Source organism: Salinicola halimionae (genome assembly GCF_003206065.1).
GTDB classification, from domain to species: Bacteria; Pseudomonadota; Gammaproteobacteria; order Pseudomonadales; family Halomonadaceae; genus Salinicola; species Salinicola halimionae.
The window spans coordinates 1-23,663 of the sequence record NZ_PZJQ01000006.1 but is presented as its reverse complement, the minus strand read 5'-3'; the positions used below and the strand labels follow the sequence as shown (position 1 = coordinate 23,663).

The window sequence follows — 23,663 nt, the reverse complement described above, 5'->3', positions numbered from 1 at the left end:
TCGTAGAATTATCATTAACTTAGATCTGCCGACATACCACCGAAAAGAGCTGCGATTACATAAAATTTCAAGAATGATAAAAATTGAACCACGACACTCAGAAATCTCATTAAAAATAATGAAGCCCAAAAAATTTTCAGCTCATGAAACGCGCTAGTTTTGATACCTAACATTTCAATATTTTTTGAAAACGACAACGCAAACTATATTCAGGCCTTTGAAAAATATATCAAAAAAAATTAACGAAGAACTAGAAAGCCGAGTTCAATGCTGATCGAAGCTAGAAAAACAAGCTTGTAAACTTGTTCACAATTTACGCATGCTGAAGAGGTAACTAACCGTCAACGCCACCTATTCACATCGAATCCATAAGAGAAAAGACCGTGGCAAAGCCCAGTGATAAAACAGATTTACAATTGGCATTGGCGGCCAGCCGTCAAGCTTTTTTATTTATTTTATTATTCAGTCTGTTCATCAATTTACTGATGCTCGCACCCTCGATTTATATGTTGCAGGTGTACGACCGGGTGATCACCACGCGTAGCCCTGAAACCTTGCTCATGTTGACATTGGTAGTCGTATTTCTGTTCGTGGTGATGGGCTCTCTGGATTTGGTGCGCTCTCGCATCCTGGTACGCGTCGGGAACAGGCTCGACATGCAGATCAGCGAGCGGCTGTATCAGGCCACGTTTAAGCGAGCGCTGCAGGTACCCGGCAAGCCTTCGGCTCAGCCTTTCAACGACCTCACCACGTTGCGCCAGTTCCTGAGTGGCAACGGCCTGTTTGCCTTCTTCGATGCGCCGTGGATACCTGTCTATATCGCTATTCTGACACTGTTCCATCCCTGGTTCGGCATCTTCGCCACCGTCGCGGCATGCATATTGATAGTGCTGGCCTGGATCAACGAGAAGAGCACGCAGTCGCTGCTGAGCGAGGCCAACCGCGAACATGTTCAGTCTCAGGATCTTGCCCAGAGCAACCTGCGCAATGCCGAAGTCCTCCAAGCGATGGGGATGTTGCCCAACCTGCTCGCCCGCTGGCGCGGCAGGCATCATGACTATCTTCTGCACCAGTCCCACGCCAGTGACAGGGCCGGCGCCCTCAGCAATCTGTCGAAAACCCTGCGGGTCATGTTTCAGTCGCTGATCCTGGGTCTAGGCGCCTTTCTGGTCATCGAAGGCAGTCTGACCGGAGGCATGATGATTGCCGGTTCCATCCTGATGGGTCGCGCCCTGGCCCCCATCGATCAGATGATTGGCGGCTGGAAAGGGTTCGTTGCCGCGCGCACCGCACACGCCAGACTCAACGCGTTACTGTCGGCGATACCCGCGGAGCCGCAGCGCATGCCACTGCCGCCACCGGTCGGACGTCTGGCACTCGAAGCGGTAACCGCCGCCCCACCCGGCGACAGCCGGCCGACGTTGTGGGAACTCAACCTGTTGTGCAACCCCGGCGAGCATATCGCTATCGTCGGCCCCAGCGCGGCGGGAAAATCGACGCTGGCACGGGTCATCCTGGGCGTATGGCCGGTCCAGAGCGGTTGCGTCCGGCTGGGAGGCACCGATATCAGCCAATGGCCACGTGAACGGCTGGGGCCCTTCATCGGCTACCTCCCTCAGGACATCGAGCTTTTCGACGGCAGCATCAGCGAGAACATCGCCCGCTTCGGCAATGTCGACCCGGCACGTGTCATCGAAGCCGCGCAGAAAGCCGGTGTCCACGACATCATTTTGCGACAGGCGGCTGGCTACGATACCCAGATCAGCAGTAGTGGGGGCGTGCTGTCCGGCGGGCAACGTCAGCGTCTGGGCCTGGCCAGGGCACTTTACGACAACCCCGTTCTGCTGGTTCTCGACGAGCCGGATGCCAACCTCGACGCTAGTGGCGAACGCGCACTGCTGCATTGTCTACGCCAGCTCAAGAGCCAGGGTACTACCGTCTTCATCATCAGCCACGCAACGGCCATCCTGGATCACGTCGATAGGGTTCTCGTATTGCAGGAGGGGCGCATGGCTGCCTGCGCGCCCGCGCGCCAGTCCGCGACGAAGACGGCGGAACCACCGCTCAAAACGGGTGACGCCCCCATACATTCGATCCGGATGCGAGCCCGCGGCAAGCCAGAAGAGTCACGCCTAGCCCCCCCCCTGTCTCCGGAGCCGCCGACGTCATGACGATTTCCTCTTCCGCACCGATTGCGCTCGGTACCCCTGCGCCCAAGGTGCCAACCAGCGACCGAGCCAGCCGTAGCTGGGGTCTGGGGATACTGGTAATAGCCCTTGGGGGATTCGTGCTCTGGTCGCTGACGGCCGATCTCGCGGTCTCGGTGGTCGCATCGGGATCAGTGGCGGTGGAAACATCCACCAAGAAAGTTCAGCACTTCGAAGGCGGCATCGTCAAACGCATCCTGATCGAGGACGGCGATCACGTCAGCGCGGGAGATTCGTTGATCGTACTCGACGATACCCAGCCACTGGCCAAGCTCTCCATCGCCGAATCGGAGTACCGCATCGCACTCGCCAGTGAGGTACGACTGCTGTCGGAGCAGAGCGACCGCGACACGCTGACTTTTCCAGATATGTTACTGGACAATGTCTCGCCACGAGTTCAAGCGGTCGTCGATGTTCAGAAACGGCTGTTCCAGGTTCGTCGGCAGTCGCTGAAGGATGCCCTCTCGGCCTTGGACGAGAAGGCTCGTCAGATGCAGGAGCAAATCGCCGGTCTCGAAAGATTGCAGCAGGTGAATCAGTCCAAGATCAAGTCCTTGGCGGGGGAAGCCAACGACTATCGCACGCTGTTCAAGGAGGGGTTGGGTGACAATCAACGTCTGCGCGAGCTGGAACGCCAGGTGCTCGAGTATCAGGGGGAAAACGCCCAGCACAGCGCCGAAGTGGCCCAGCTGCGCTCGCAGATCAGCGAAAACGGCTTTCAGAAAGAGATCCGCCGCCAGGAATATCACCAGGAAATCGGAGAGGACCTAAAGGACATTCAGTCCCAGGTGACCGACGCCGAAGAACGGGTCACCGCCCTGCGCGATCAGGTTCAACGGACTGCCATCGTCGCGCCGGTCTCGGGGACCGTCGTCGGCCTGCAGATTCATACCCAGGGAGCGGTCATTCGGTCCGGTGATACCGTCATGGAAATCGTCCCGGCCAATGAAGCGTTCATCGTCGAGGCGCGGATCCCCGATCGTGATATCGATAACGTTCACCCCGGCCAATCCGCCGAAATCCGCTTCAGCGCCTTCAACCAGCGACTTTCCAACGTCATCCAGGGCGAGGTCGCCAACGTTTCGGCGGACAGTTTCGAAGACGAAGCCACACACAACCATTATTACAAGGCGCGCATTCGCGTCACCGACGAAGGATATTCCAAAATGACGTCGTCGATGCAGCTATTGGCCGGCATGCCTGCCGAAGTGATGCTGAAAACCGGTGATCGCACCTTTGCCAGCTACATGTTTAAACCGTTCAGCGACATGCTGGCCCGTGCGATGCGAGAAGAGTGATGCGAATGATTCATCGATGGGTGCTGACCGGCTGCCTTGCAGCGCTGACCACCTCCATCCAGGCTCAGCCGCTCAAGATAGAATCACCGGTAGCGGAATCGGAAAGCGCCACGCCGGCGCCACTACCGCCTCTCTCGCAGTTGGTCGCTCTGGCGCTGAGCTATGACAGCGGGTTGCAGAGCCAGCGACTGGACAGTCAATCGGTCGCGCAGGAAGTGCCAATGGCGCAGGCCGGATTGCGTCCCCGGCTCGACGCCACTGCCGCGTATCGCTATACGGATGCCGACAACATCTACACTGACAACCCTGGCGACTATCCTGACGAGGTCTACGATGATCGCGTTTCCGGCAAGACACGGGACACTAGCTGGGAACTACGAATGACCCAGCCACTATTCAGCCTGGAACGCTGGCGCCGGGTCGGTAAAGCGCAAGCCCAGATGGATGCGGCAACGTTGCAGGTGGCGGTTGCCGAGCGCGATCTGGCAGTCAAGGTGGTGGAGACCTATCTCGATGCCTATCAGGCCTCACGCAAGCTGGGGTTGCTGATCGCTCAGCGAGAGTCGTTGGTGCTGCAGCAGCGTCAGGCCCAGCGCGCCTATGATCTGGGTATCGGCGATCGCATCAACCTGCTGGAATCCCGATCACGGCTCGACCAGGCGGTTGCCGATCAGACATCGGCGGAGAATGATCTCGCCAATGCGTTGAGTGATCTCGAACGCCTGACCGGTACCCCGTTGAACTTCGATCCCGAACTGGTCGATACGCCGGAGAAGCTCGATATCGCGCCGGAAACTCGCCCGCTCGAGAGTTGGTTGGCCCAGACCCAGGATAACGTTCAGGTACTCTTGGCTGCTGAACAGCAGCGGGTGGCGCAGATCGATACGGACGTGCGCAGCGCCACGCGCTATCCCGAGCTCAACCTGGTCGTCGGGTACAGCGACGTCGACAGCAACGATGCGCTCCGAACCAGCAACGATCTTACCGCCAGCATCGAGATGAACCTGCCGATCTATCAAGGCGGCTATACCTCCGCCAGTATTCGCCAGGGCGAACTGACGGCCATGGCCGGCACCGCATCGGTGGAGAACGCACAGCGTCTGGCCCAGCAGGAAGTCCGTAAGCGCCTTCGCAGCATGCAGGGTGATCTGCGTCAGATCGAGGCACTGCAACGTTCAGTCGAATCCGGCAGTCTATTCCTGCAGGCGGCGATTCGTGGGGAGTCCCTGGGCCTCAGAGACCTGGTCGATGTTCTCGACGCCCGCTCCTCTCTCTACGATCTTCGTATTCGGTTCATCGAAACATTATGTCTCTATCTCAAGGATCGCACTTATCTCGACGCGGCTGTCGGCCAACTCGATACGTCGGCGCTGACGGACGTGGCGAATATCCTCGCCCGTGTCGAACAGGCATCATCGGGCCGCACGGGATGAGCCAGCGCAGTCATCACGCGCAGCTCGCGTGCAGCCATGGAGTGATCTGCTACTTTGGCTAGAGGGCGTCGAACAATCACGTTCGACGGCATCAACCAAAAGGATGGCAATGAATCTTCCGCTGTGGTGCCTGCTGATAACCGCGCTATTACCATTTTGGCTGGCATTCTGGAGCAGCAGCGCCAGACGTCGGGAGTTCGGCCATCTGGATAATCATCATCCGCGCCAGCAATACGCGCAGATGGAGGGTAAAGGCGCTCGCCTGTGGGCAGCGCAAGGTAATGCCTGGGAGGCTCTGGCACTATTCACCGCGGGGATCGTTGCCGTGCAGACTACAGGAGGTGGCTGGCTTGCAGACCTCGCCTGCATCGTTTTCGTGTTGGCACGTATCGGACACGGGTGCTGCTATGCCATGGACTTGGCAACGCTGCGTTCGGCGCTCTTCGGTGTGAGTTTCCTCGCGGTGCTGTGTCTGTTTGCGACGGCGTTTCTGTAAACGACCGGAGGTATGGAGAGCAGCACGAGTGCTCGCCGAGCCGTTCCTCACGTCACTGGGCCATCGCCAGCAACGAGAAGTTAGCACAGACTTCAAGTTTTGATGCCTTGGGCCGATGAAAGGCCCGAGTCACAGCGCGTGACTGTCTGTTGTCTTTCCAGCGCGATCGAGACCCGATGTCATGTCCAGCAGCGACGAATCCGACAGCGCTTCATCACAAGACCCCGGCCCTTCCGTCGGCGAGCCGACGTCCACCCAGGCGATAGTGGGGGTCCTGCCAACCGGGCCCGCGGGTCGTCAACAGTGGGCTCTGGAAGCCATGATGGCAGCCCAGGTTTCCTACTGGCGATGGTCGGCACCCGACCACAGCTTTCTTTTCGGCAGCGTAGCTGCGCAGCAGCCCTCGGACGAGGATGACTATCTGCGCATCGACTGGTGGGCACTGCTGAAGTCGACGCCATCGCCGGAACGGCGACGCCTGATCGCGCTATGGAAGCGGCTCAATGGTGGTCATCAGGATCGGGTCGATACGCTGATACAACCCGATGCCGACATGCCGGAGGTCAAGTGGCGCGTTCGAGGTGCGATCACGGCTCGAGATGCCAACGCATTGCCTGTCGCCGCGACCGGCACCTGGGAAATCATCGACGATCTCCAAGATCAGCGCAGCGTCGACAGCGTCAAGGCGCATGCTTTCGTGGCATCGCGAGACCCCATGCTGGTGGTGGACGAGCGGTGGTACATCCTCGAAACCAATGATGCCTTTGTCCAGCTTGGCGGGCTCTCTCCCAGTAAGATACTCGGCCAGCCTTTGCAATATTACATCGAAGCCGAGGTACTGCACTGTGATCCCGCGGCGGCAGCCGGCAATGATCGCTTGCAGCATCATGAGGGCGTCTTTCATGTCGAGGGAGCTCCCGCCATTCCGATCGAACTGACGCTCAGCCAGTTCACGCCGGACGAAACCGGCCAAACCCATTACATCGCCGTATTACGGGATATCTCGGCTCGCAAGCGCTCCGAGCGGGAGCTCGAGCAGCTCGCCAGTATCGATACGCTGACACAATTACCCAATCGCGCGACGCTGCAACAGACATTGAATCGTCGACTGGCCAGGCTCTCGCCCGACCATGGGCTCGCCGTACTGTTCATCGACCTGGATGGCTTCAAGAATATCAATGACTCGCTGGGCCATCAGGCGGGCGACATCCTTCTGAAAATCATGGTCAAACGCTTGCGCGCCACGCTGCGCAGCAAGGATCTGGTCGCGCGCTGGGGTGGCGACGAGTTCGTAGTGATCATCGATCTGGGTAGTGATACGCATTTGGGCGACAGGATCGCGCTTCGACTGCTTGAAGCGCTCTCCCATCCGATGGTCATTGGGGGCCATCAGATCAGCGTGACTGCCAGCATCGGTATCGTCCACGCACCGAGCCATGGACGCGATGGCGAAACGCTACTCAAGCATGCCGATGTCGCCATGTATGCGGCCAAGGATAGGGGCAAGAATGCAATCGTCGTCTATCACGAACAGCTGAAACATCACAATCTGGAACAAATGTCGATGCTTTCCCGCCTGCGCGAGGCGATCGCCGGAGCGTCGCTCGATTTCGTCGTTCAACCCAAGTTCGATAGTCAGAGCCGCGTGATCGGCGCCGAACTCCTGGCGCGCTGGGCAACGAGCGAACATGGCCACGTCCCCCCCAGCACTTTCGTACCGCTCGCTGAACAACACGGCATGGCCTCCGCCCTGGGCAATCTGGCCATCGATCGCGCGGCCGGGTATGCCGCGCGTCTCGCCGCTTCAGGCAATCCGCTACCGGTGGCGGTGAACATTTCCGCACTACATGTCATGGACGCAAGCCTGGCCGACACGCTCTGCGACGCCTGCCGGCGCCATGGCATCACCACCGACCAGATCGAACTGGAAGTCACGGAATCCGTCTTTCTGGAAAATACGCGAGCCCCGGAAACCCGGATAGAACATCTCAGGCGTCAGGGCTTTCGCGTCGCAATGGATGACTTCGGGGCAGGTTATTCATCGTTGGGCTATCTCAAGCGGCTGCCTTTCGACACCATCAAGATCGATCGCAGCTTCATGCACGACCTGGAAGCCGATCCGCGCTCTCGCCATCTGTTGGCAGGCATCGTCGGGCTATGCGATCTGCTCGGCATGGAGACCGTCGCCGAGGGCGTGGAAACTGAATCGCAATGGCAGTTGCTTCAGACACTGGGGGTCAAACAGTACCAGGGATATTTGCTGGGGCGCCCGATGGCGATGGAGCAACTGATCGAGCAGCTAAAGGACAAACGCTGATGATGGGCCCATCGCAATATTCATCTCCATGACGATCTTCATCATGGGTCATCTGGATATAGGGCCGAGCTGGTGGCACCGGACGCCGCACTGACGTAACGTGCGGATTGCCATCTTCCCATCGATCGATTTCGTGAAGCCGCTGCCAATGTCCCCGATTTTTAGCTTGATAGCCCCAGCATCGTTCACCCGCCCCGAGATACTGGAACAAGCTGCCGAAGCCTTGCAGCAATTCGGAATCCAGGTGCGCTTTCCCGCCCAACTCCAGAAGCAACAGCGTTATCTGGCCGGAGATGTCGACCACCGTCTGGCGGCGCTCCACGACGCTTACGCCGATCCACAGACCGATGCGGTCTGGGCCGTTCGCGGCGGCTACGGCTGCGCGCATCTGGCAACCGAGATTGACTGGGACCGGCTGCCGCCCAAACCACTGATCGGTTATTCCGACCTCAGCGTGCTGCTGGATCAATGCCACCGACATGGACTGCCGGCCATTCACGGTCCGGTAATGAAAGAAGGGGTCAAGCTGATCGCGGATGACGCCGATCTGCGCGCCGCCAGCCGGCGCGACCTAGGCGCCCTGCTTGCACTACTCGAGGGACGGGTTCCCGAGGCCGTGCCGTTGAACTCCGCCTCCACAGCGCTGACGACAGATCCCCTCGAGGGACCGCTGGTCGGTGGCAATCTGGCGACACTAGCCAGCGTCGCGGGTACGCCATTGGCGTTTCGCGCGCCACCCGGCGCCATCGTCGTTCTGGAAGACGTCGGCGAACCCTACTACCGACTCGAGCGCGATCTATGGCAATTGGTTTATTCCGGTGCACTGGATGACGCTGCGGCCGTCTGCATCGGTACTTTCGAAGGCTGCACACCCTACGGCGATCTGCGTATCGAGACGCTGTTCGAGACGTGGCTAGCACCACGCGCCCTACCCCTTTACACGGGGCTGCCGATCGGCCATGGCCGCGACAACCTGCCCTGGCGCTATGGGTCGAAGGCACGCATTGACGCTAATCGACTCCATTTCTTGAACTGAATCTCTCGCGACACGTCAGCAACGTCGCGTGTTTTTACCAAAACGCCGCCTCGCGCAATGCGAGGCGGTATCGGTTCAACCAAGTTGAAAGAAAATTGGCGAGCGACGATCAGACAAGGCGAAAATCAACGAAAGAGCGGAGTTTACGGGACGTAAATGAGCACCTTAAGTTGATTTTCAACACAGTATGATCGAGCGCAGCCCTTTTCTCAGGGCAGACGTTCGAACACGGTCGCCACACCTTGCCCCATACCGATGCACATCGTCGCCAGGCCCAGTTTGGTGTTCTGCTGGCGCATCACGTTGAGCAAGGTGGTGCAAATACGCGCCCCGGAACAGCCCAGCGGGTGGCCAAGTGCAATCGCACCGCCGTGCAGATTGACGGCCTCGTCCATGCGGTCGAGTAGTTCAAGGTCCTTCAACACAGGGATCGACTGCGCGGCGAAGGCTTCATTGAGCTCTACCGTCTGGATATCACCTATCTTGAGGCCGGCCGCCTTGAGCGCCTTCTGTGAGGCCGGTACGGGCCCATAGCCCATGATCGAGGCGTCACAGCCGGCAACGCCGGTTGATACGATTTTAGCCAGTGGTTCGAGCCCCAAGGACTTGGCGCGCTCGTAGCTCATTATCATCAGCGCCGAGGCGCCTACCGAGAGTGCCGAGGAGGTGGCAGCTGTGACCGTTCCATTCTTGGGGTCGAAAGCCGGCTTGAGCGAGGCCATCTGCTCGAGGCTTGCATCCTCGCGCACGACCTCGTCGTGCTTGATCAGGCTAGGAAAGCCCTGTTGGTCATGACCTTCGATCGGCACGATCTCGTTATCGAAATAACCCAAACGGTTGGCTTCACTGGCGCGTTGATGGGAGCGCAGGCCAAACTGGTCCTGCTGCTCGCGGGTCACGCCATGCATCTTGCCCAGCAGCTCCGCGGTCAGGCCCATCATCATAGCCGCCTTGGCCGCGCTCTTGCTGGCCGTCGGATTGACGTCGACGCCGTGCGTCATCGGCACATGTTCCATATGCTCGACGCCGCCGATCAAGTAGCAATCGCCCATGTCGGCACGAATATTGGCGACCGCGATGTGCAGTGCGCTCATCGACGATCCACACAGACGATTGATGGTCTGTGCCGGCACCGAGCGCGGAATACCCGTCAGGATGGCCGCGTTACGCGCGATGTTCATCGACTGCTCGAGGGTCTGGTTGACACAGCCCCAGAGGATGTCGTCGACACCCGCAGGATCCAGTTTCGGATTACGCGTAAAGAGCGCCTGCATCACGGCGGCAGAAAGATTCTCGGCACGCACGTGGCGAAATGCGCCGTGCTTGGCTTTGGCCATGGGGGAGCGTACGGCATCGACCACCACGGCATCTCTAGCATTCAAACTCATGACTGTGACTCCGACTGGTGGTGGATTCAGCTCTCGCTGGAATCGGGATAGAAACGCTCGCCATTGTTCGCCATATCCTTGAGGCGAGAGGTCGGTGCGTACAGCGCCCCGAGTTCGCTCGACAGTCTTTCAGCCAAGGCCACGAACTCGGCCACCCCCATTGCATCGATGTAGCGCAGCGCGCCACCACGGAACGGTGGGAAACCGATCCCGTAGATCAGGGCCATGTCCGCTTCGGCTGGCGAACCCACGATGCCGTCCTCGAGACACCGGACCGTCTCCATGCAGAGCGGCACCATCATACGCGCGACGATCTCGTCATCGGACAGATCACGCGTCTCACGGACGACCTCGGCCGCCAGACGATGGGCCTCTTCGTCATGGACCTTCTTCGGCTTGCCCTTCTTGTCCTCTTCGTAGACGTAGAAGCCCTTACCGTTTTTCTGACCTAGCCGCTGGTTGTCCAGCATCACTTGAATCGCCGACTTGCCTTCGTGGGACATCCGCTCGGGGAAGCCTTCTGCCATCACCTCACTGGCGTGTACGGCCGTGTCGATACCCACCACGTCGAGCAAATACGCTGGGCCCATCGGCCAGCCGAAGCGCTCCATCAGCTTGTCGGCTCGCTCGAAATCGACGCCATGTTCGACCAATCCACTGAAACCGCCGAAATAGGGAAACAGCACACGATTGACCAGAAAGCCCGGACAGTCATTGACCACGATCGGTGTCTTGCCCATCTGACGGGCATAGGCAACGGTCGCGGCCACGGCGGCATCCGAAGTTCGGGTTCCACGAATGACCTCGACCAGCGGCATGCGGTGCACCGGGTTGAAAAAGTGCATCCCGCAGAAGTTCTCGGGCCGCTGGAGATTGGCCGCCAGTCGATCGATAGAGATGGTAGAAGTGTTGGATGCCAGGATGGTGTCGTCTGCGACATTGGCTTCGACTTCGCTGAGCACGGCGCCCTTGATTTTGGGATTCTCCACCACCGCTTCGACCACCAGGTCGACCTGGCCGAAATCGCCATAGGAGAGTGTCGGACGAATATTGCTGAGCACTTCCGCCAGCCGCGCCTGGCTGAGCTTTCCACGCTCGAGCTGCTTGGTCAGCAATTTGCGGGCTTCCTTCAGGCCCAATTCGATCGCCTCCGACTTGATGTCCTTCATCAGAATCGGCGTGCCCTTGTAGGCACTCTGGTAAGCGATGCCGCCGCCCATGATTCCCGCCCCCAACACGGCAGTCTGCTCGACGGCCTTGGCATCCTTTTCGAACTGCTTGGCCTTTTTCTTGACCGCCTGATCATTGATGAACAGACCAACCAGGTTGTAACAGACATTGGTCTTGGCCAACTTGGCGAAAGCTTGTGCCTCGATCGCCTGCGCCCGCTCTCGCCCTTCGCCCGCCCCTTTCTGAATGACGCGGATGGCTTCGATGGGCGCCGGATAATGCGGCCCAGCCTTGCCGGCCACATAACCCTTGGCCGTTTCGAACGCCATCATCTGCTCGACGGCGTTGAGCTTGAGCGGCGAGCCCTTCTCGGCCCGGCGCGCAAGGTAGTCGAAATCACCGGCATTTGCCTTGGCAATCAGGTCCCGCGCAGCGTCCATCAGCTGTGCCTGAGGTACCACGGCATCGACGGCACCAACCTTGAACGCGGCCTCGGCATCATTCTGAGAACCGCCGGCAATCCATTCGATGGCATTGTCCGCGCCAATCAATCGCGGCAACCTGACACAGCCGCCCCACCCCGGCACGATCCCTAGCTTGGTCTCCGGCAGCCCGATCTGGGCGCCATCCGCCATGACCCGAAAATCTGTGGTCAGGCTGAGTTCGCAGCCGCCACCAAGGGCCAGGCCATTGAGTGCGGTGACGGTGGGAAAAGGCAGATCCTCGATACGGTTAAAAAGCGCATGTATCCGCATGTTCATATCGACCAGGAATGCTTCGTCCTTGGCGAACATGGCATGGAATTCGGTGATATCGGCGCCGACGATAAACGTGTCCTTGGCGCTGCCGATCAGTAAACCCTTGAGGCCGATTTCACTTTCCAGCACCTCGACAGCTTTCGACAACTCACCGATGACAGAAGAGGAAAGCTTGTTGATCGCCTCATCCTTGAGATCCAGCGTCAGTAGCGCGATATCGCCGTCTTGACGCTCGACCCGAATGGCATCGCCTTGATAGAGCATAGGGGGTCTCCGTGCCATGGCTACAAAAACGCCCCGCGGAGGCTCCGGCGAGACGAATCATACGAGTGTTTGAATACGGGAAGCTTGCGTGGCTCCGATGGTCTCGTCAAGTTCAACCAAAGTCTCGTTCCGACGACTTCAACCTCCAACTCAGCATAGACGCCCAGCCATTATGGGCGCGCTACACGCCCTCCGCGCAAAACGACGCTTCACCGGCTAGAATGTTGCACCCGCCAGCCTGCCGGCATCCCAGCGCCCGGATAGCCGACTGGTTAGCGGCCCTGTTTACCGTCGAAGGAGCCTGGCCCGTGGCCGAGAAAGAACCTGTGATGCGCTCGACCCTAGCTCGGCTGGAACCGCTCGTCGCTCGTTTACGACGCTATCACTGGGTCTGGCCTCCCATCGCCTTTGTACTCGGTTTACTGGGATTTTTCCTGGTCAATCGCCAACAATGGCTAGGTGGACTACTCGCCTTGGGGTTGGTGCTGACCTGGGTTCTCCTGATCGTCGAAAGCATTGCCAGTAAATGGTTGTCGCGGCGGGGCCGCAACGCCGCTCTGCCTCGCGCGGCGGCAACCTTCATCGCACAGATGGTGCATCAGGAGACATTGTTCTTCTGCCTGCCCTTCTTTCTCGCCACGACAATCTGGACCAGTGGCCAAGCCATCTTTACCGGCTTGCTGATCGTGTGCTCGATCCTTGCCATTCTGGATCCGCTGTATTTCGGGCTATCCAACCGACATCGTTGGCTCTATTTCCTGCTTCACGCGCTATGCGTCTTCGTGGTGATGCTGGTCACGCTCCCCATCATGTTGAGTCTGACCACGGGACAGAGCCTGATGCTGTCGATTCTGGCGATGATGTTCTTCAGCTTGCCCAGCGTGCTGGGGCTTCTCAAACCGAGTGGCATCACCCGTTGGCTCGCGATGGTAGGGCTGTTGGTCGTCCTAGGTGGCATCGCTTGGACGGGGCGAACCTGGATACCACCGGCGACGCTGTGGTTATCCGGCAGCGCCCTCTCTCCCGGCTTCGATACCGCTGCACGCGAGCCCACTGGCAGTATGACGCTGACGCCACAGGCACTTAAGTCACGTGGTCTCTACGTCTACACTTCCATCCGCGCCCCGCGAGGATTGCGCGAAAAGATCTATCACGTGTGGCGCCATGATAACGAGGTCGTGGAACGCATCGCGCTGATCATCCGAGGCGGCCGCGATGAAGGCTATCGTGCCTGGACTCATAAGCAGAATTTTTCCGGCACCGTGGAAGGACGCTGGCAAGTGGATGTGGTGACGCAAACCGGTCAGCGCATCGGAAGCGTACGCTTTACCGTATCAGACGACGCTAACGCAACGTTGGCTGGGGGCAATATCCAGCGTCCACCGGGCATTCCCGGGTGGAACATCCGCCATCTATTAGGACACGATGAAGAGAAGGACGACTAATCGCCAATCATTGCGGCTTGCATTATCCTGCGCCGCTTTGGAGAATGTTAGGACGTTCACGATTCAGGTAATCCGCTATGGCACAGCATATCGGCTTTAAACTGGCACGCCTGCCGCGACTCTGGCGCGCTGTCATCGATGAACGCTTGGCGCCACTGGGCTTGACCCAGACGCGCTGGGTGACGCTATGGAACCTGCGCAACATGGGCGGGGGCCAGGCACAGTGCGATCTGGCACGAGCCATCGGTGTGGAAGCGCCCTCTCTGGTACGCACACTGGACCAGCTTGCCGAGCAAAATCTGATCGAGCGCCGTCCCTGCGCCGAGGACAGACGCACCAAGCGACTGCATCTCACCAACGATGCGACACCCTTGCTCGAGAAGATCGAAGAGATCGTCAATGAGGTTCGCGACGAAATGCTTGGCGGGTTCACGCAGCAGGAGATCGATACTTTCGAAAGCATGCTGGATCGTATCGAGCGAAATGGCATGGATCTTCAACGCCAGAGCGAGCAAGCCAGGGCCAGCTGATACAGGCTTCAGTCGACACCTATTCGCACCTCCAGGGATGGTGGTGCGGAATTTTTGAAATGACTTCGCCTCTTGGCGTGAATGTCATCCCACCACCACGATTTGCCCCCTCAAACGCCCGTCCCGGAGGCCTGCCCTGACGACTTGTTCAAGGACATGGCGTTCAAAGCGGCCTGACGGGCACCTCGGCACGCCTGCCACTACCCGCCAGTATGTCGCGCATCGCCAGCCAGCTTGCCCAATCCTGCTGGAACCTCTCGAGACTCATCGCCTCCTGCCACCAGATGCAAATCGTGTGCTTGCCGGACTCAACGATCAAGGCATCTGCCGGTAGACGATCCAACCACTGTTCGAGCGCTTCAAGCCGTCCGGCATCCAACGACGGCAACGGGGCCTGGCGCCAACGCCACTGATCCGTCGCCGCTTCCAGCGCATCACTGCCCACATCATTGCGAACGAGGGTGAAATCGCTGCCCGATTCCGTGCCGGGGTAGCGCAGCCGATATCCGGTCAGCGCGACGTTCGGCATCGCCATGGGCGCCTTGGTGAAGTTCAGCTCGCCACCATTGGCTTTGACGTGGCGCCGCAACTGCCCGCGGATAGTTTCGCCCCGACCGGGTCGTAACCAAACCATTGGCGACAGCACCAGCAGGACGGCTACCAATAGAAAACCCAGCAACGCCATAGTGTATTTACTCCTGTTGCAACCGACGGACTTGCCGTCTAAGAGCCCTGCATTACGACCAAGGTATGATCCGCCATCTCGCTCATTAACGGTTACATTGCGTTGCGTCGTGAAGATGCATGGTTGATGATCGTGGCGCGCCTGACCACAGGCCATTGACGAAAATAGCGTTGTGCCGTCCATGAGGCGCGCTTACAGTTATCCATGTTCATTCGCCGAACGGGGGGTTACCCGATGAGCAACGAATACCATCACGTGCTGGTTGCCGTGGATCTGACCAAGGATTCGCACAAGGTGCTGGAGCGGGCGATTCCCATCGCACGCCGGAATCAGGCCAAGCTCTCGATCATCCATACACTGGAGCCTCTCGGGTTCGCTTACGGCGGCGATATCCCGATGGATCTGACGAGCATTCAGGACCAGCTCGACGAACACGCGACGCAGCGACTGGCCGACATTTCCGACCCTTACGATATTCCCCGCGAAGACCAGCATATCGTGGTGGGGATGCCGGACACCGAAATTCAGCGCTTTGCCAAAGACCGGAATGTCGACCTGATTGTCGTGGGCTCCCATGGCCGACACGGTTTTGCGCTGCTGCTGGGTTCGACCTCGACCGGCGTTCTGCATGGCGCGGAGTGCGACGTACTGGCAGTTCGCGTCGGCAAGGACGGAGAGACCGAGGAGTAACGCGTCACGCTAGCTTCCTGCCCCTAGAGGACAGGGAGCTAGCGACGACCTCTCGGCCGCTAGCCCTCACCTTCTGCCATTGCCTCCAGCTCCATCCAGCGCTCCATCGCCCGATCCAGCTTGGCCTGGGTTTCCGACAATGCCTCGATGGCGGCGGAGACGATTTCGCTATCCTGTTGATAGAAATCCGGCGCGCCCATCTGGCTTTCGTGGGTTGCGATCTGGCTTTCAAGCGATTCGATCGTTGCCGGTAACGTATCCAGTTCGCGCTGCAGCTTGTAGGAGAGCTTCTGACGACGCTTGTCGCCATCGCTCTTCGCCGCTGACTGGGTCGAGGCCACTTGCCGTTCGGCCAGCTTTTCCTGCGCCTTGCGCGCCTCGGCCAATTCCCACGGCGCAGGGGGGAGGCGCCCGCCCTGTCTCACCCAATCGGTATATCCGCCGACGTAGCTACGGACGACGCCGTCGCCTTCGAATGCCAGTACATCGGTGACCACGTTGTCCATGAAGGCCCGATCATGCGAGACCAGCAGTAAAGTGCCCTCGAAATCGATCAGCAGCTCTTCCAGCAGCTCCAGCGTCTCCACGTCAAGATCATTGGTCGGCTCATCGAGCACCAGCACATTGGCGGGTTGCGTGAAGAGCTTGGCCAGCAGCAAGCGATTGGATTCGCCACCCGACAAGGCCTTGACCGGCTGACGGGCGCGTTCGGGCGTGAACAGAAAATCCTGCAGATAACTGATGACATGCTTATCCTTGCCCGCGACAGTGACCTTGTCACTACCCTGGGCAACGTTGTCGTAGACGCTCTTGTTCAGCTCGAGTCCGGCACGCAACTGGTCGAAATAGGCAACCGAAAGATTGGTTCCCATCTGCACGCTCCCTTCACTGGGCGCGAGTTCGCCCAGCAGAATCTTGAGAAGCGTGGTCTTGCCAGCACCATTACGTCCGATCAGGCCGATACGGTCGCCGCGCTGAATCTCCAACGACAGATCACGAATGATGCAGGCATCCGCGTAGTACTGCGTGACGCCTTTCAACTCAACGACACGCTTACCGCTACGCTCGCCACCATCCACCTGAAATGAGGCCTTGCCCTGGCGTTCGCGCCGTTGCGAGCGCTCGTTACGCATCTTCTCCAGCGCTCGCACACGCCCCTCATTGCGGGTCCGGCGCGCCTTGATACCCTGCCGGATCCAGGTCTCCTCCTGGGCCAGTTTCTTGTCGAACTCGGCCCGCTCGCGCGCTTCGACCTCGAGCTCGTGGGCTTTCTGCGCCTGGTAGGTCGCATAATCGCCGGGATAACGACCCAGTCGCCCGCGGTCGAGCTCGAGGATCGCCGTCGCTAGCTTGGACAAAAAGGCACGATCGTGAGTAATGAACAGCACGGCACCATCGAATGCCAGCAATTGATCTTCGAGCCAAGTAATGGTGTCGATATCGAGATGGTTGGTCGGCTCGTCGAGCAGCAGCAAGTCAGGACCCGCAACCATGGCTCTCGCCAATGCCACTCGTCGACGCCAGCCACCTGACAAGCCGCTCATCATGGCGTCGGCGGGCAGACCCAGGCGAGTCAGCACGGTATCGATACGCTGATGGAAGGACCACCCATCCTGCGCTTCCAGACGTGTCTGCAGCGTTTCCAGTCGTCGCATGTCCGGATCGGCCGATGCGATGAGACGATGGTACTCGGCCAGCAACGCCCCGGTCTCGGGAAGTCCCTGAGCGACGATTTCGAAGATCGTCGCTTCATCCGCATCCGGCAGAGTCTGCTCGAGGACGCCAATCTTGAGCCCAGGGGCGCGCCAGATATGGCCATCGTCGGCCTGATTTTCGCCCGCGATCAGCTTCATCAAAGTCGACTTGCCAGTGCCGTTGCGCCCGACCAGCGCCAGGCGTTCGCCCTTCTCTATCACCAGATCGGCGCCATCGAAAAGCGTATGATGCCCGTAGGCGAGTTGCAGTTGTTCAAGGCGTAGCAGAGCCACGTAGGACCTCGCGTTCGTGAGTCTTCGAAATAACTGACGGTATTGGGTGGCTGAACCCGTACCGTGCTGAACACGTGTCTGGCTGACACCGAATCTTGCCGAACCGTTGTCGAGCTGAACGTATTTTCTGGTCGACATTGTACCCTGCTCGCCCGCTCTCACCGAAATGGATTGGTAGACGCTTCGCCCCGACGCTCAGGCGCTTTACAATGCATGCCGACTTTTCTCTCTCGAATGAAAGGAGTGCCGCGTGAGCGACACGCCCCAGCATGAATCTATCCACGACGACTCTCCTTTGCCGGAAGCGCTACGCATCTCCTCACCGGCGCCATTGGTGGATATCGGTGCCAATCTGACCCACGAGAGCTTCGCTAAGGATCTCGAGGCCACCCTGGCCCGGGCGACGAATGCCAATGTCCGATCCCTAGTGATCACCGGCGCCGATCTCGAAGGGGCGACACGGGCAGCCGAACTGGCGACGCGATTTGCGAGTCTGCATGCGACGGCCGGTCTGCATCCTCACCATGCATCCGACTGGAACCCGGATCTGGAACATGCCATGCGCGGACTGCATCGGCAGGACGTCGTGGTCGCCGTGGGGGAATGCGGGCTCGATTTTCATCGCGACTTTTCACCTCGCGCGGACCAGGAGCGTGCGCTGGAAGCCCAGCTCGCCCTGGCCGCGGAGACCGGTTTACCAGTATTCCTGCATGAGCGTGACGCCGGACGCAGGATGATGGAGATACTGCGTGAGTGGCGCGGTCGTCTGAGCGACGCCGTCGTGCACTGCTTCACCGGTGATCGCGAGACGCTACACGGCTATCTGGACCTGGATCTTCACATCGGCCAGACCGGCTGGCTGAGCGACGAGCGTCGTGGGCACCATCTCCGCGAGCTGGTTGCCGATATTCCCGCCAAGCGCTTGATGGTGGAAACCGATTGCCCTTATCTGCTCCCGCGCAATCTGCCGGCGAAAATCAAGGGGCGCCGCCACGAGCCGGCTCTGCTACCTTGGATAGTGAGAGAACTGGCTTACTGGCGGGGCGAAAGCGAAGCCGAGTTGGCACATCAAACCACGCTCACAGCCAAGCGCTTCTTTCGGCTTGAGGAGGACGCTGGCACATGACGGACTATCCAGGATTCATTGCAGTCGAGACAGGCGGCGACAATTCATTGCCACTCGCCATTGCCTGGGCGCTGCCCAACGGCCAGATCAAGAACACCTTGATTCAGCCAGACGACGAATGGTTGAAAGACGAGTTGTTATCGCTTGGGGGCTACGACCTCGACGAGCTGCGCCATCTCGGGATAAGCCCGCTGGACGTTTTGCGGGAACTGGAAAACGACCATTTCAGTGAGACGCTCTACACCGCTGGCGTTCAGGATGATGAAGCCGCGTTGTCGTTGATGTTCGATGACTTCGGTGTCGACCCGTTCGTTGAGTTGGCACCCGCGGCGAATCTCTATCCGGAGCTCGACGCTGGCGAGTGGTCTCGCGCTCGCAGCGAGCTTTTCGGCGAAATGGGTCTGGAACCCTTGCGCCCGGAGCACGAAGTTCAGGTCATGCTTTATCTACACCAGCGGTTAGTTCAACCGGACGAATAGTCTCGCCCGTCTCGAGCCGTCGCCGCCCGGCGGCGATGGCTTCCTCTAGCCTGCCCCTCGCAATGTAGAACACTTCGAGCGTATCGATGAGCGCCTGCGCTCGCAACGGGATGCCTTCGCTGCGGTAGCGTATCGCGCGCGCCTCCACCTTCACGTTGAACGCTCGGCGGTCCACTTCGACGCCATCAAGATTGTCGACGCTGACTTGAAACGGTTTGTCGCATGCCTCGCTGAATAGCGACTCCAGTGCCTGCGGTGCTACTTCGACGCGCTCGAAGTCCGTCTGTCGCCCGGAGTCTCGTCCGTCCGGCTCATACCAGTAGCCATAATCTTCCCGCTGCCGCCGTGATGCGCCGGCGATACACCAGTGGCTGATCTCATGCAGCGCACTGGCGAAAAAACCGTGGGCAAACACGATGCGGTGAAACTCGTGTCGTGCGTCGGCAGGCAGGTAGATGGGCTCTTCGTCGCCTCGAACCAGACGCGTGCGATAACTGGCCAGGAACACGCCGTCGAACAGGACCATCAGATCTTCGATGTCGTGAGTCATGAACGTCTCCGGAATTGCGCCGGGGAGTATACGTAAGTTCGGGCCTCTCGCCGAGCACCGGCCGTCGACTCCTGCTAGAATCGCCGCCCTGTCCGTTCGGTCAAGGAGCGCTTCATGTCGTCGCCCGCCAACCGTCTTCACCGCTGCCGCGCAGAGACCCGGAGCTTGGTGCGCTTGGGCCTGCCGATCTGTGGCGCGCAATTGGCGCAGGCTGGCATGAGCGCTTCGGACGTCATCATGTCGGGACGAGCCAGTGCCACCGATCTAGCAGCAGTTTCCGTCGGTGCCAGCCTATGGGTACCGCTGATGCTGTTGATGACGGGCACGCTGATGGGCGTCACGCCCATCGTTGCCCAGCAAGCAGGAGCCGGAAGCTTCGAGCGAGTGCGCGGTAAGGTCCATCAGGCGCTTTGGGTCGCGTTGGTACTGGGGTGCCTCAGCGTACTGGCCATGACGCTGGGAGCCAGTGCCATTTTTCAATTGATGGACATTCCGGCTGAGGTCGCAAGCCTCGCAACCGACTATCTCAGAGCCGCTGCTTTCGGCATTCCGGCCGTCGCGTTCTATCAAGCCCTCCGCGCATTCTCTGACGGCATGCATCATACGCGACCCGCGCTATGGATGAGCCTGGTGGGTCTCGCGGTCAACATCCCCGGCAATTTCCTGTTGATCTATGGCGGGCCCGGCCTGGTTGGCCTGTTGGGCAACGACATTCCGCTTTTCCTGCAGCAGCTGCCTGCACTCGGCGCACTCGGTTGCGGTATCGCGACCGCCGTCTCGATGTGGGCAATGTGCCTGGGCATGGTCTGGTACACCACGCGCAGCCGCGCTTATGCGCCGGTGGTACTGTGGGAAAGTCCGACACCGCCGCGCTGGAGGGATATTGCGGAACTCGTGTATATCGGCCTGCCGATTGGCCTGGCCATCTTCTTCGAAGTTACGCTATTCACGGTCATTACCCTACTTGTCGCCTATCTCGGCGAAATCACGGTGGCCGCTCACCAGATCGCCCTCAATGTGACATCGATCCTGTTCATGCTGCCGTTGTCCCTGAGCATGGCATTAACCGTCAGGGTGAGTAACCGTCTCGGTGCAGGTCATCTTGCCGAAGCACGTTTCGTGGCCTGGAACGGTACCGGCGTCGGTCTCGCGCTGGCCCTGCTCAATAGCCTGCTGATCTGGCTATTGGCGAAGCCTGTCGTGTCGCTTTACACCGCCAATCCCGAGGTTCAGACCCTGGCGATGTCGCTGATTCTGTTGGCCATGCTGTTTCAGATCTCGGATTCACTTCAGGTCAATCTCGCAGGCGCTCTGCGTGGTTACAAGGACACCCGTGTCGTCATGGGCATCACGCTTTTTTCCTACTGGCTCGTTGGGCTGGGGTGCGGCCATCTGCTTGGACGCGGCTTGGACGGCCTGTTCGACGCGCTTGGCATCTATGGTTACTGGATCGGGCTCAACGCCGGCTTGACCACAGCGGCAATGCTTCTGGCCTGGCGGCTCTGGAGCGTCAGTCGGCGCGGCCAAGCAAAAAGCGCAAATTATCAGCATTGAAATCACCTGAGGGCTTAACAGGCCCTTCGTAGCTATGCTAATACTGGCAGCAGGCCTCAAGCCGAGACAATGCCGACCAGGAGGGTAGCCATGGGTGTCCCACTTTCCCCTCGATCTGCGCAGATCATTGATCTGGAAACCATGAGGCACCGGCTGAGAGCCAGGAAGCGGTTGGTCCGGCTATCGCCCGAACTCGATGGTCTGGAGATGCTTTACTATCTCGCCTCGGATCCCGATACGCTATATGGCATGCCTTTACTGGCATGGGGCTTGCGTGAGGACAATGAGGTCGTCGGCCTAGTGCCGTGGATGGAGTCGCTGGCACCCTGCCATGAGCTCGATGATCCTGAATATGGCCACTTCGTAGGCTATCGAGATCCCGAAACGCACGAAATATTCCACGACGCCCCCGAGCACAAGGTTGCCGAACTGGAACATGCTGCCGCGTACTTCGATTACGAAGAGACTCAAGAGGTTTCGCTGACTCAGCAACTGCCGGAAACCCAGGGCACGCATGCGCTATGCATGGACGAAGATGGCAGGCCTTGGCAGCTCAAGCAGATTTTCGGCTGGCATCTCTATAGCAATGGAAACGTCGATGCGATGCTGGTCGACGACTCCCAGGTTACCTCACTTCCGATTCTGGCAGGAGACGACTGCCTCTATCCCGGGCGCAGCCGACACCGCACGCTCTACTTCTTCCAGCGCAATATCGCCAATCGAATTCGCAATGAAGATCCGGATACGCTCGAGGCACTGGCGCTGATGGTCACGACTGCAAGCTGAAGTGAGTCACCGCTATTTCATCCGAGCTGGATGCGGTAGCGGTACTCTGCCCCTTCCTGAGTCTGCTCGATCAACTCGTGCCCCAGGAACCGGCAAAATTGGGGAATGTCACGGGTGGTGGCGGGATCGGTTGCGATGACATCCAGGATATCGCCTGCGGTCATGTCACGTACCTTGTTATGCATCAGCATGATTGGCTCCGGGCAATAGAGCCCACGAGTATCCAGCGTTTCACCCTGCGGGGTGGCAGTATCAGTCATCGTAGTCTCGCACCATCTCATCGTCAGCGTTCAATCTATCCATCCAGACGAACGTGAACGGTAACCTCTTCACGGTCATGATACAGGTGGCGACAGACAATGGTAGCCGTCACACCCTGCGTTTTCAGCGTCACCTCGAGTCGCGTCAGGCAGCGCCTCACCTCCTCCCAGCGCTTCTTCATCGGCAACTTCAGATTGAAGATCGCTTCACGGCACCAGCGCTTGATCAACCACCGCTCGACCATATCAATCACACGCATGGGTTTGTCGACGATGTCGCATACCAGCCAGTCCAGGCGATATGGCGGCTCCCATACAAAACCGTCCTCCCGCAGATGTTCGACTTGACCCGTGGCCATCAATTCTGGCGCCATGGGCCCGTTATCGATGGCGTATACAAACATCCCTCGACGCACTAATTGGTAAGTCCAGCCGCCTGGCGCGGCACCTAAATCCACGGCCTGCATACCGTTATGCAAGCGTGATTCCCAGGCATCTCTTGGCACGAAGGTATGCCAAGCCTCCTCGAGCTTCAGCGTCGAGCGGCTGGGAGCATCATGGGGATGGCGAAGACGTAAAACGCCACCCACGTGTTCACTGCGGTTCCCCGGGAAGCTCATGCCGATCTGGACCGAGTTTCCAGATAGCCAGAACAGATGTAGCCGACGGCCACCGGCCTTACGGCGCAAACCGCCGCCCCGCTTCAGCGCGCTTTCCAGGGGACGACTCAGGGACTTGGCTAGACGCCCCAGGCTCTTGCCGTCATTGGTATCGGGCGTTTCGTGGCAGATGGACTCGAAATTCCAGCCACTCTCATTGACCTGCTCGACGATCGGAGAAATGCGATCATCTCGCGAGAGCGCCAATGGCTCAAATGCCACTAACGACTGCCGCGCGAAGACCAGTGACATCAAAGGTAGTGCACGGTGAATGGCATTGGCCGGCTGGGACTCGGCACTTTGCCAGCGAACGAATCCACTATTTATTTCGGCCATGGCAACTTGGCCAAGCTCGCCGGTTTCACTGGCTCGCGCGGTAATTTCCGCAGCCAGATCGGGTTCGAAACCCGCTCGGCAATACAATAGCCACTCGTTGGGCACTCGGTTCACAATCGCCTCTCTGCCTGGATAACCATTTTGAGTCAAAAGCTTCGGTTGCTCGTTGCTCAATATTTTCTTGTCGGTGCAGCCATAAAAAAACCCC

20 protein-coding genes are annotated in these 23,663 nt (G+C 59.2%); 13 read left to right on the top strand and 7 right to left on the bottom strand.

Annotation, left to right across the window (positions count from 1 at the left end):
- The first annotated feature begins 383 nt into the window (after window positions 1–383).
- The 6 genes from DOM27_RS16980 (at window position 384) to DOM27_RS16955 (ending at window position 8,787) form a co-directional block, all read left to right on the top strand.
- Entirely contained in the window at window positions 384–2,171 is a 1,788-nt protein-coding gene (locus DOM27_RS16980) for a type I secretion system permease/ATPase (RefSeq protein ID WP_110657951.1), read from the top strand.
- Window positions 2,168–3,505: an HlyD family type I secretion periplasmic adaptor subunit gene (locus tag DOM27_RS16975; RefSeq protein WP_110657949.1), complete on the top strand. Its 1,338-nt coding sequence runs from the start codon at window positions 2,168–2,170 to the stop codon at window positions 3,503–3,505. The genes DOM27_RS16980 and DOM27_RS16975 overlap by 4 nt, the downstream gene beginning before the upstream one ends.
- 5 nt (window positions 3,506–3,510) lie before the next feature.
- Window positions 3,511–4,938, top strand: a complete 1,428-nt coding sequence (locus tag DOM27_RS16970; protein WP_245392784.1) for a TolC family protein — start codon at window positions 3,511–3,513, stop codon at window positions 4,936–4,938.
- A 109-nt stretch (window positions 4,939–5,047) separates the two neighbouring features.
- A complete protein-coding gene (locus DOM27_RS16965) occupies window positions 5,048–5,434 on the top strand; it encodes an MAPEG family protein (RefSeq protein WP_157956787.1) in 387 nt (128 codons plus the stop codon).
- Between the two features lie 181 nt (window positions 5,435–5,615).
- The gene (locus tag DOM27_RS16960; protein ID WP_110657943.1) at window positions 5,616–7,751 is read left to right on the top strand and encodes a putative bifunctional diguanylate cyclase/phosphodiesterase; all 2,136 of its coding nucleotides are present in this window, start codon (window positions 5,616–5,618) and stop codon (window positions 7,749–7,751) included.
- Window positions 7,752–7,899: 148 nt separating this feature from the next.
- Entirely contained in the window at window positions 7,900–8,787 is an 888-nt protein-coding gene (locus tag DOM27_RS16955; protein ID WP_110657963.1) for a S66 peptidase family protein, read from the top strand.
- Window positions 8,788–8,996: 209 nt separating this feature from the next.
- Here the strand turns inward: DOM27_RS16955 and fadA are convergent, their stop codons facing one another.
- Together fadA and fadB are read right to left on the bottom strand one after the other, a co-directional pair.
- Window positions 8,997–10,175: an acetyl-CoA C-acyltransferase FadA gene (gene fadA, locus DOM27_RS16950; RefSeq protein ID WP_110657941.1), complete on the bottom strand. Its 1,179-nt coding sequence runs from the start codon at window positions 10,173–10,175 to the stop codon at window positions 8,997–8,999.
- Window positions 10,176–10,201: 26 nt separating this feature from the next.
- Window positions 10,202–12,367 (bottom strand): fatty acid oxidation complex subunit alpha FadB, encoded by a 2,166-nt coding sequence (gene fadB / locus DOM27_RS16945; protein WP_110657939.1) that lies wholly within the window; start codon window positions 12,365–12,367, stop codon window positions 10,202–10,204.
- A 329-nt stretch (window positions 12,368–12,696) separates the two neighbouring features.
- Between fadB and DOM27_RS16940 the strand changes: the two genes are divergently transcribed.
- On the top strand, window positions 12,697–13,812 hold the full coding sequence (locus tag DOM27_RS16940; protein WP_110657961.1) for a DUF5924 family protein: 1,116 nt from the start codon (window positions 12,697–12,699) through the stop codon (window positions 13,810–13,812).
- 77 nt (window positions 13,813–13,889) lie between these two features.
- Entirely contained in the window at window positions 13,890–14,342 is a 453-nt protein-coding gene (slyA, locus tag DOM27_RS16935; RefSeq protein WP_110657937.1) for a transcriptional regulator SlyA, read from the top strand.
- A 163-nt stretch (window positions 14,343–14,505) separates the two neighbouring features.
- On the opposite strand, the gene DOM27_RS16930 is transcribed toward slyA, so the two are convergent.
- The gene (locus DOM27_RS16930) at window positions 14,506–15,027 is read right to left on the bottom strand and encodes a hypothetical protein (protein ID WP_110657935.1); all 522 of its coding nucleotides are present in this window, start codon (window positions 15,025–15,027) and stop codon (window positions 14,506–14,508) included.
- A gap of 234 nt (window positions 15,028–15,261) precedes the next feature.
- Between DOM27_RS16930 and DOM27_RS16925 the strand changes: the two genes are divergently transcribed.
- A complete protein-coding gene (locus DOM27_RS16925) occupies window positions 15,262–15,717 on the top strand; it encodes a universal stress protein (RefSeq protein ID WP_110657959.1) in 456 nt (151 codons plus the stop codon).
- Between the two features lie 59 nt (window positions 15,718–15,776).
- On the opposite strand, the gene DOM27_RS16920 is transcribed toward DOM27_RS16925, so the two are convergent.
- Window positions 15,777–17,705 (bottom strand): ATP-binding cassette domain-containing protein, encoded by a 1,929-nt coding sequence (locus tag DOM27_RS16920; protein ID WP_110657933.1) that lies wholly within the window; start codon window positions 17,703–17,705, stop codon window positions 15,777–15,779.
- A gap of 250 nt (window positions 17,706–17,955) precedes the next feature.
- Here DOM27_RS16920 and DOM27_RS16915 point away from each other — a divergent pair, with 250 nt between their 5' ends.
- Window positions 17,956–18,831, top strand: a complete 876-nt coding sequence (locus DOM27_RS16915) for a TatD family hydrolase (RefSeq protein WP_245392783.1) — start codon at window positions 17,956–17,958, stop codon at window positions 18,829–18,831.
- On the top strand, window positions 18,828–19,310 hold the full coding sequence (locus DOM27_RS16910; RefSeq protein WP_110657931.1) for a hypothetical protein: 483 nt from the start codon (window positions 18,828–18,830) through the stop codon (window positions 19,308–19,310). The genes DOM27_RS16915 and DOM27_RS16910 overlap by 4 nt, the downstream gene beginning before the upstream one ends.
- Here DOM27_RS16910 and DOM27_RS16905 read toward each other — a convergent pair.
- Window positions 19,267–19,860, bottom strand: coding sequence for an elongation factor P hydroxylase (locus DOM27_RS16905; protein WP_110657929.1), 594 nt, complete (start codon window positions 19,858–19,860; stop codon window positions 19,267–19,269). The two genes, DOM27_RS16910 and DOM27_RS16905, sit on opposite strands and share 44 nt — an antisense overlap.
- Window positions 19,861–19,974: 114 nt before the next feature.
- Here DOM27_RS16905 and DOM27_RS16900 point away from each other — a divergent pair, with 114 nt between their 5' ends.
- Window positions 19,975–21,414, top strand: coding sequence for an MATE family efflux transporter (locus DOM27_RS16900; protein WP_110657927.1), 1,440 nt, complete (start codon window positions 19,975–19,977; stop codon window positions 21,412–21,414).
- A 90-nt stretch (window positions 21,415–21,504) separates the two neighbouring features.
- Entirely contained in the window at window positions 21,505–22,200 is a 696-nt protein-coding gene (locus DOM27_RS16895) for a hypothetical protein (protein ID WP_110657925.1), read from the top strand.
- Between the two features lie 17 nt (window positions 22,201–22,217).
- Here the strand turns inward: DOM27_RS16895 and tusA are convergent, their stop codons facing one another.
- A complete protein-coding gene (gene tusA / locus DOM27_RS16890; RefSeq protein WP_110657955.1) occupies window positions 22,218–22,460 on the bottom strand; it encodes a sulfurtransferase TusA in 243 nt (80 codons plus the stop codon).
- A gap of 35 nt (window positions 22,461–22,495) precedes the next feature.
- Window positions 22,496–23,572 (bottom strand): 23S rRNA (cytidine(2498)-2'-O)-methyltransferase RlmM, encoded by a 1,077-nt coding sequence (gene rlmM / locus DOM27_RS16885; RefSeq protein WP_110657953.1) that lies wholly within the window; start codon window positions 23,570–23,572, stop codon window positions 22,496–22,498.
- Window positions 23,573–23,663: the final 91 nt, after the last annotated feature.

Bases quoted from the DNA above. Each gene is read 5' to 3' on its own strand.
- DOM27_RS16975 (WP_110657949.1), top strand. From the start codon at position 2,168: ATGACGATTTCCTCTTCCGCACCGATTGCGCTCGGTACCCCTGCGCCC.
- DOM27_RS16970 (WP_245392784.1), top strand. From the start codon at position 3,511: ATGATTCATCGATGGGTGCTGACCGGCTGCCTTGCAGCGCTGACCACC.
- DOM27_RS16965 (WP_157956787.1), top strand. From the start codon at position 5,048: ATGAATCTTCCGCTGTGGTGCCTGCTGATAACCGCGCTATTACCATTT.
- DOM27_RS16960 (WP_110657943.1), top strand. From the start codon at position 5,616: ATGTCCAGCAGCGACGAATCCGACAGCGCTTCATCACAAGACCCCGGC.
- DOM27_RS16955 (WP_110657963.1), top strand. From the start codon at position 7,900: ATGTCCCCGATTTTTAGCTTGATAGCCCCAGCATCGTTCACCCGCCCC.
- fadA (WP_110657941.1), bottom strand. From the start codon at position 10,175: ATGAGTTTGAATGCTAGAGATGCCGTGGTGGTCGATGCCGTACGCTCC.
- fadB (WP_110657939.1), bottom strand. From the start codon at position 12,367: ATGCTCTATCAAGGCGATGCCATTCGGGTCGAGCGTCAAGACGGCGAT.
- DOM27_RS16940 (WP_110657961.1), top strand. From the start codon at position 12,697: ATGCGCTCGACCCTAGCTCGGCTGGAACCGCTCGTCGCTCGTTTACGA.
- slyA (WP_110657937.1), top strand. From the start codon at position 13,890: ATGGCACAGCATATCGGCTTTAAACTGGCACGCCTGCCGCGACTCTGG.
- DOM27_RS16930 (WP_110657935.1), bottom strand. From the start codon at position 15,027: ATGGCGTTGCTGGGTTTTCTATTGGTAGCCGTCCTGCTGGTGCTGTCG.
- DOM27_RS16925 (WP_110657959.1), top strand. From the start codon at position 15,262: ATGAGCAACGAATACCATCACGTGCTGGTTGCCGTGGATCTGACCAAG.
- DOM27_RS16910 (WP_110657931.1), top strand. From the start codon at position 18,828: ATGACGGACTATCCAGGATTCATTGCAGTCGAGACAGGCGGCGACAAT.
- DOM27_RS16905 (WP_110657929.1), bottom strand. From the start codon at position 19,860: ATGACTCACGACATCGAAGATCTGATGGTCCTGTTCGACGGCGTGTTC.
- DOM27_RS16900 (WP_110657927.1), top strand. From the start codon at position 19,975: ATGTCGTCGCCCGCCAACCGTCTTCACCGCTGCCGCGCAGAGACCCGG.
- DOM27_RS16895 (WP_110657925.1), top strand. From the start codon at position 21,505: ATGGGTGTCCCACTTTCCCCTCGATCTGCGCAGATCATTGATCTGGAA.
- tusA (WP_110657955.1), bottom strand. From the start codon at position 22,460: ATGACTGATACTGCCACCCCGCAGGGTGAAACGCTGGATACTCGTGGG.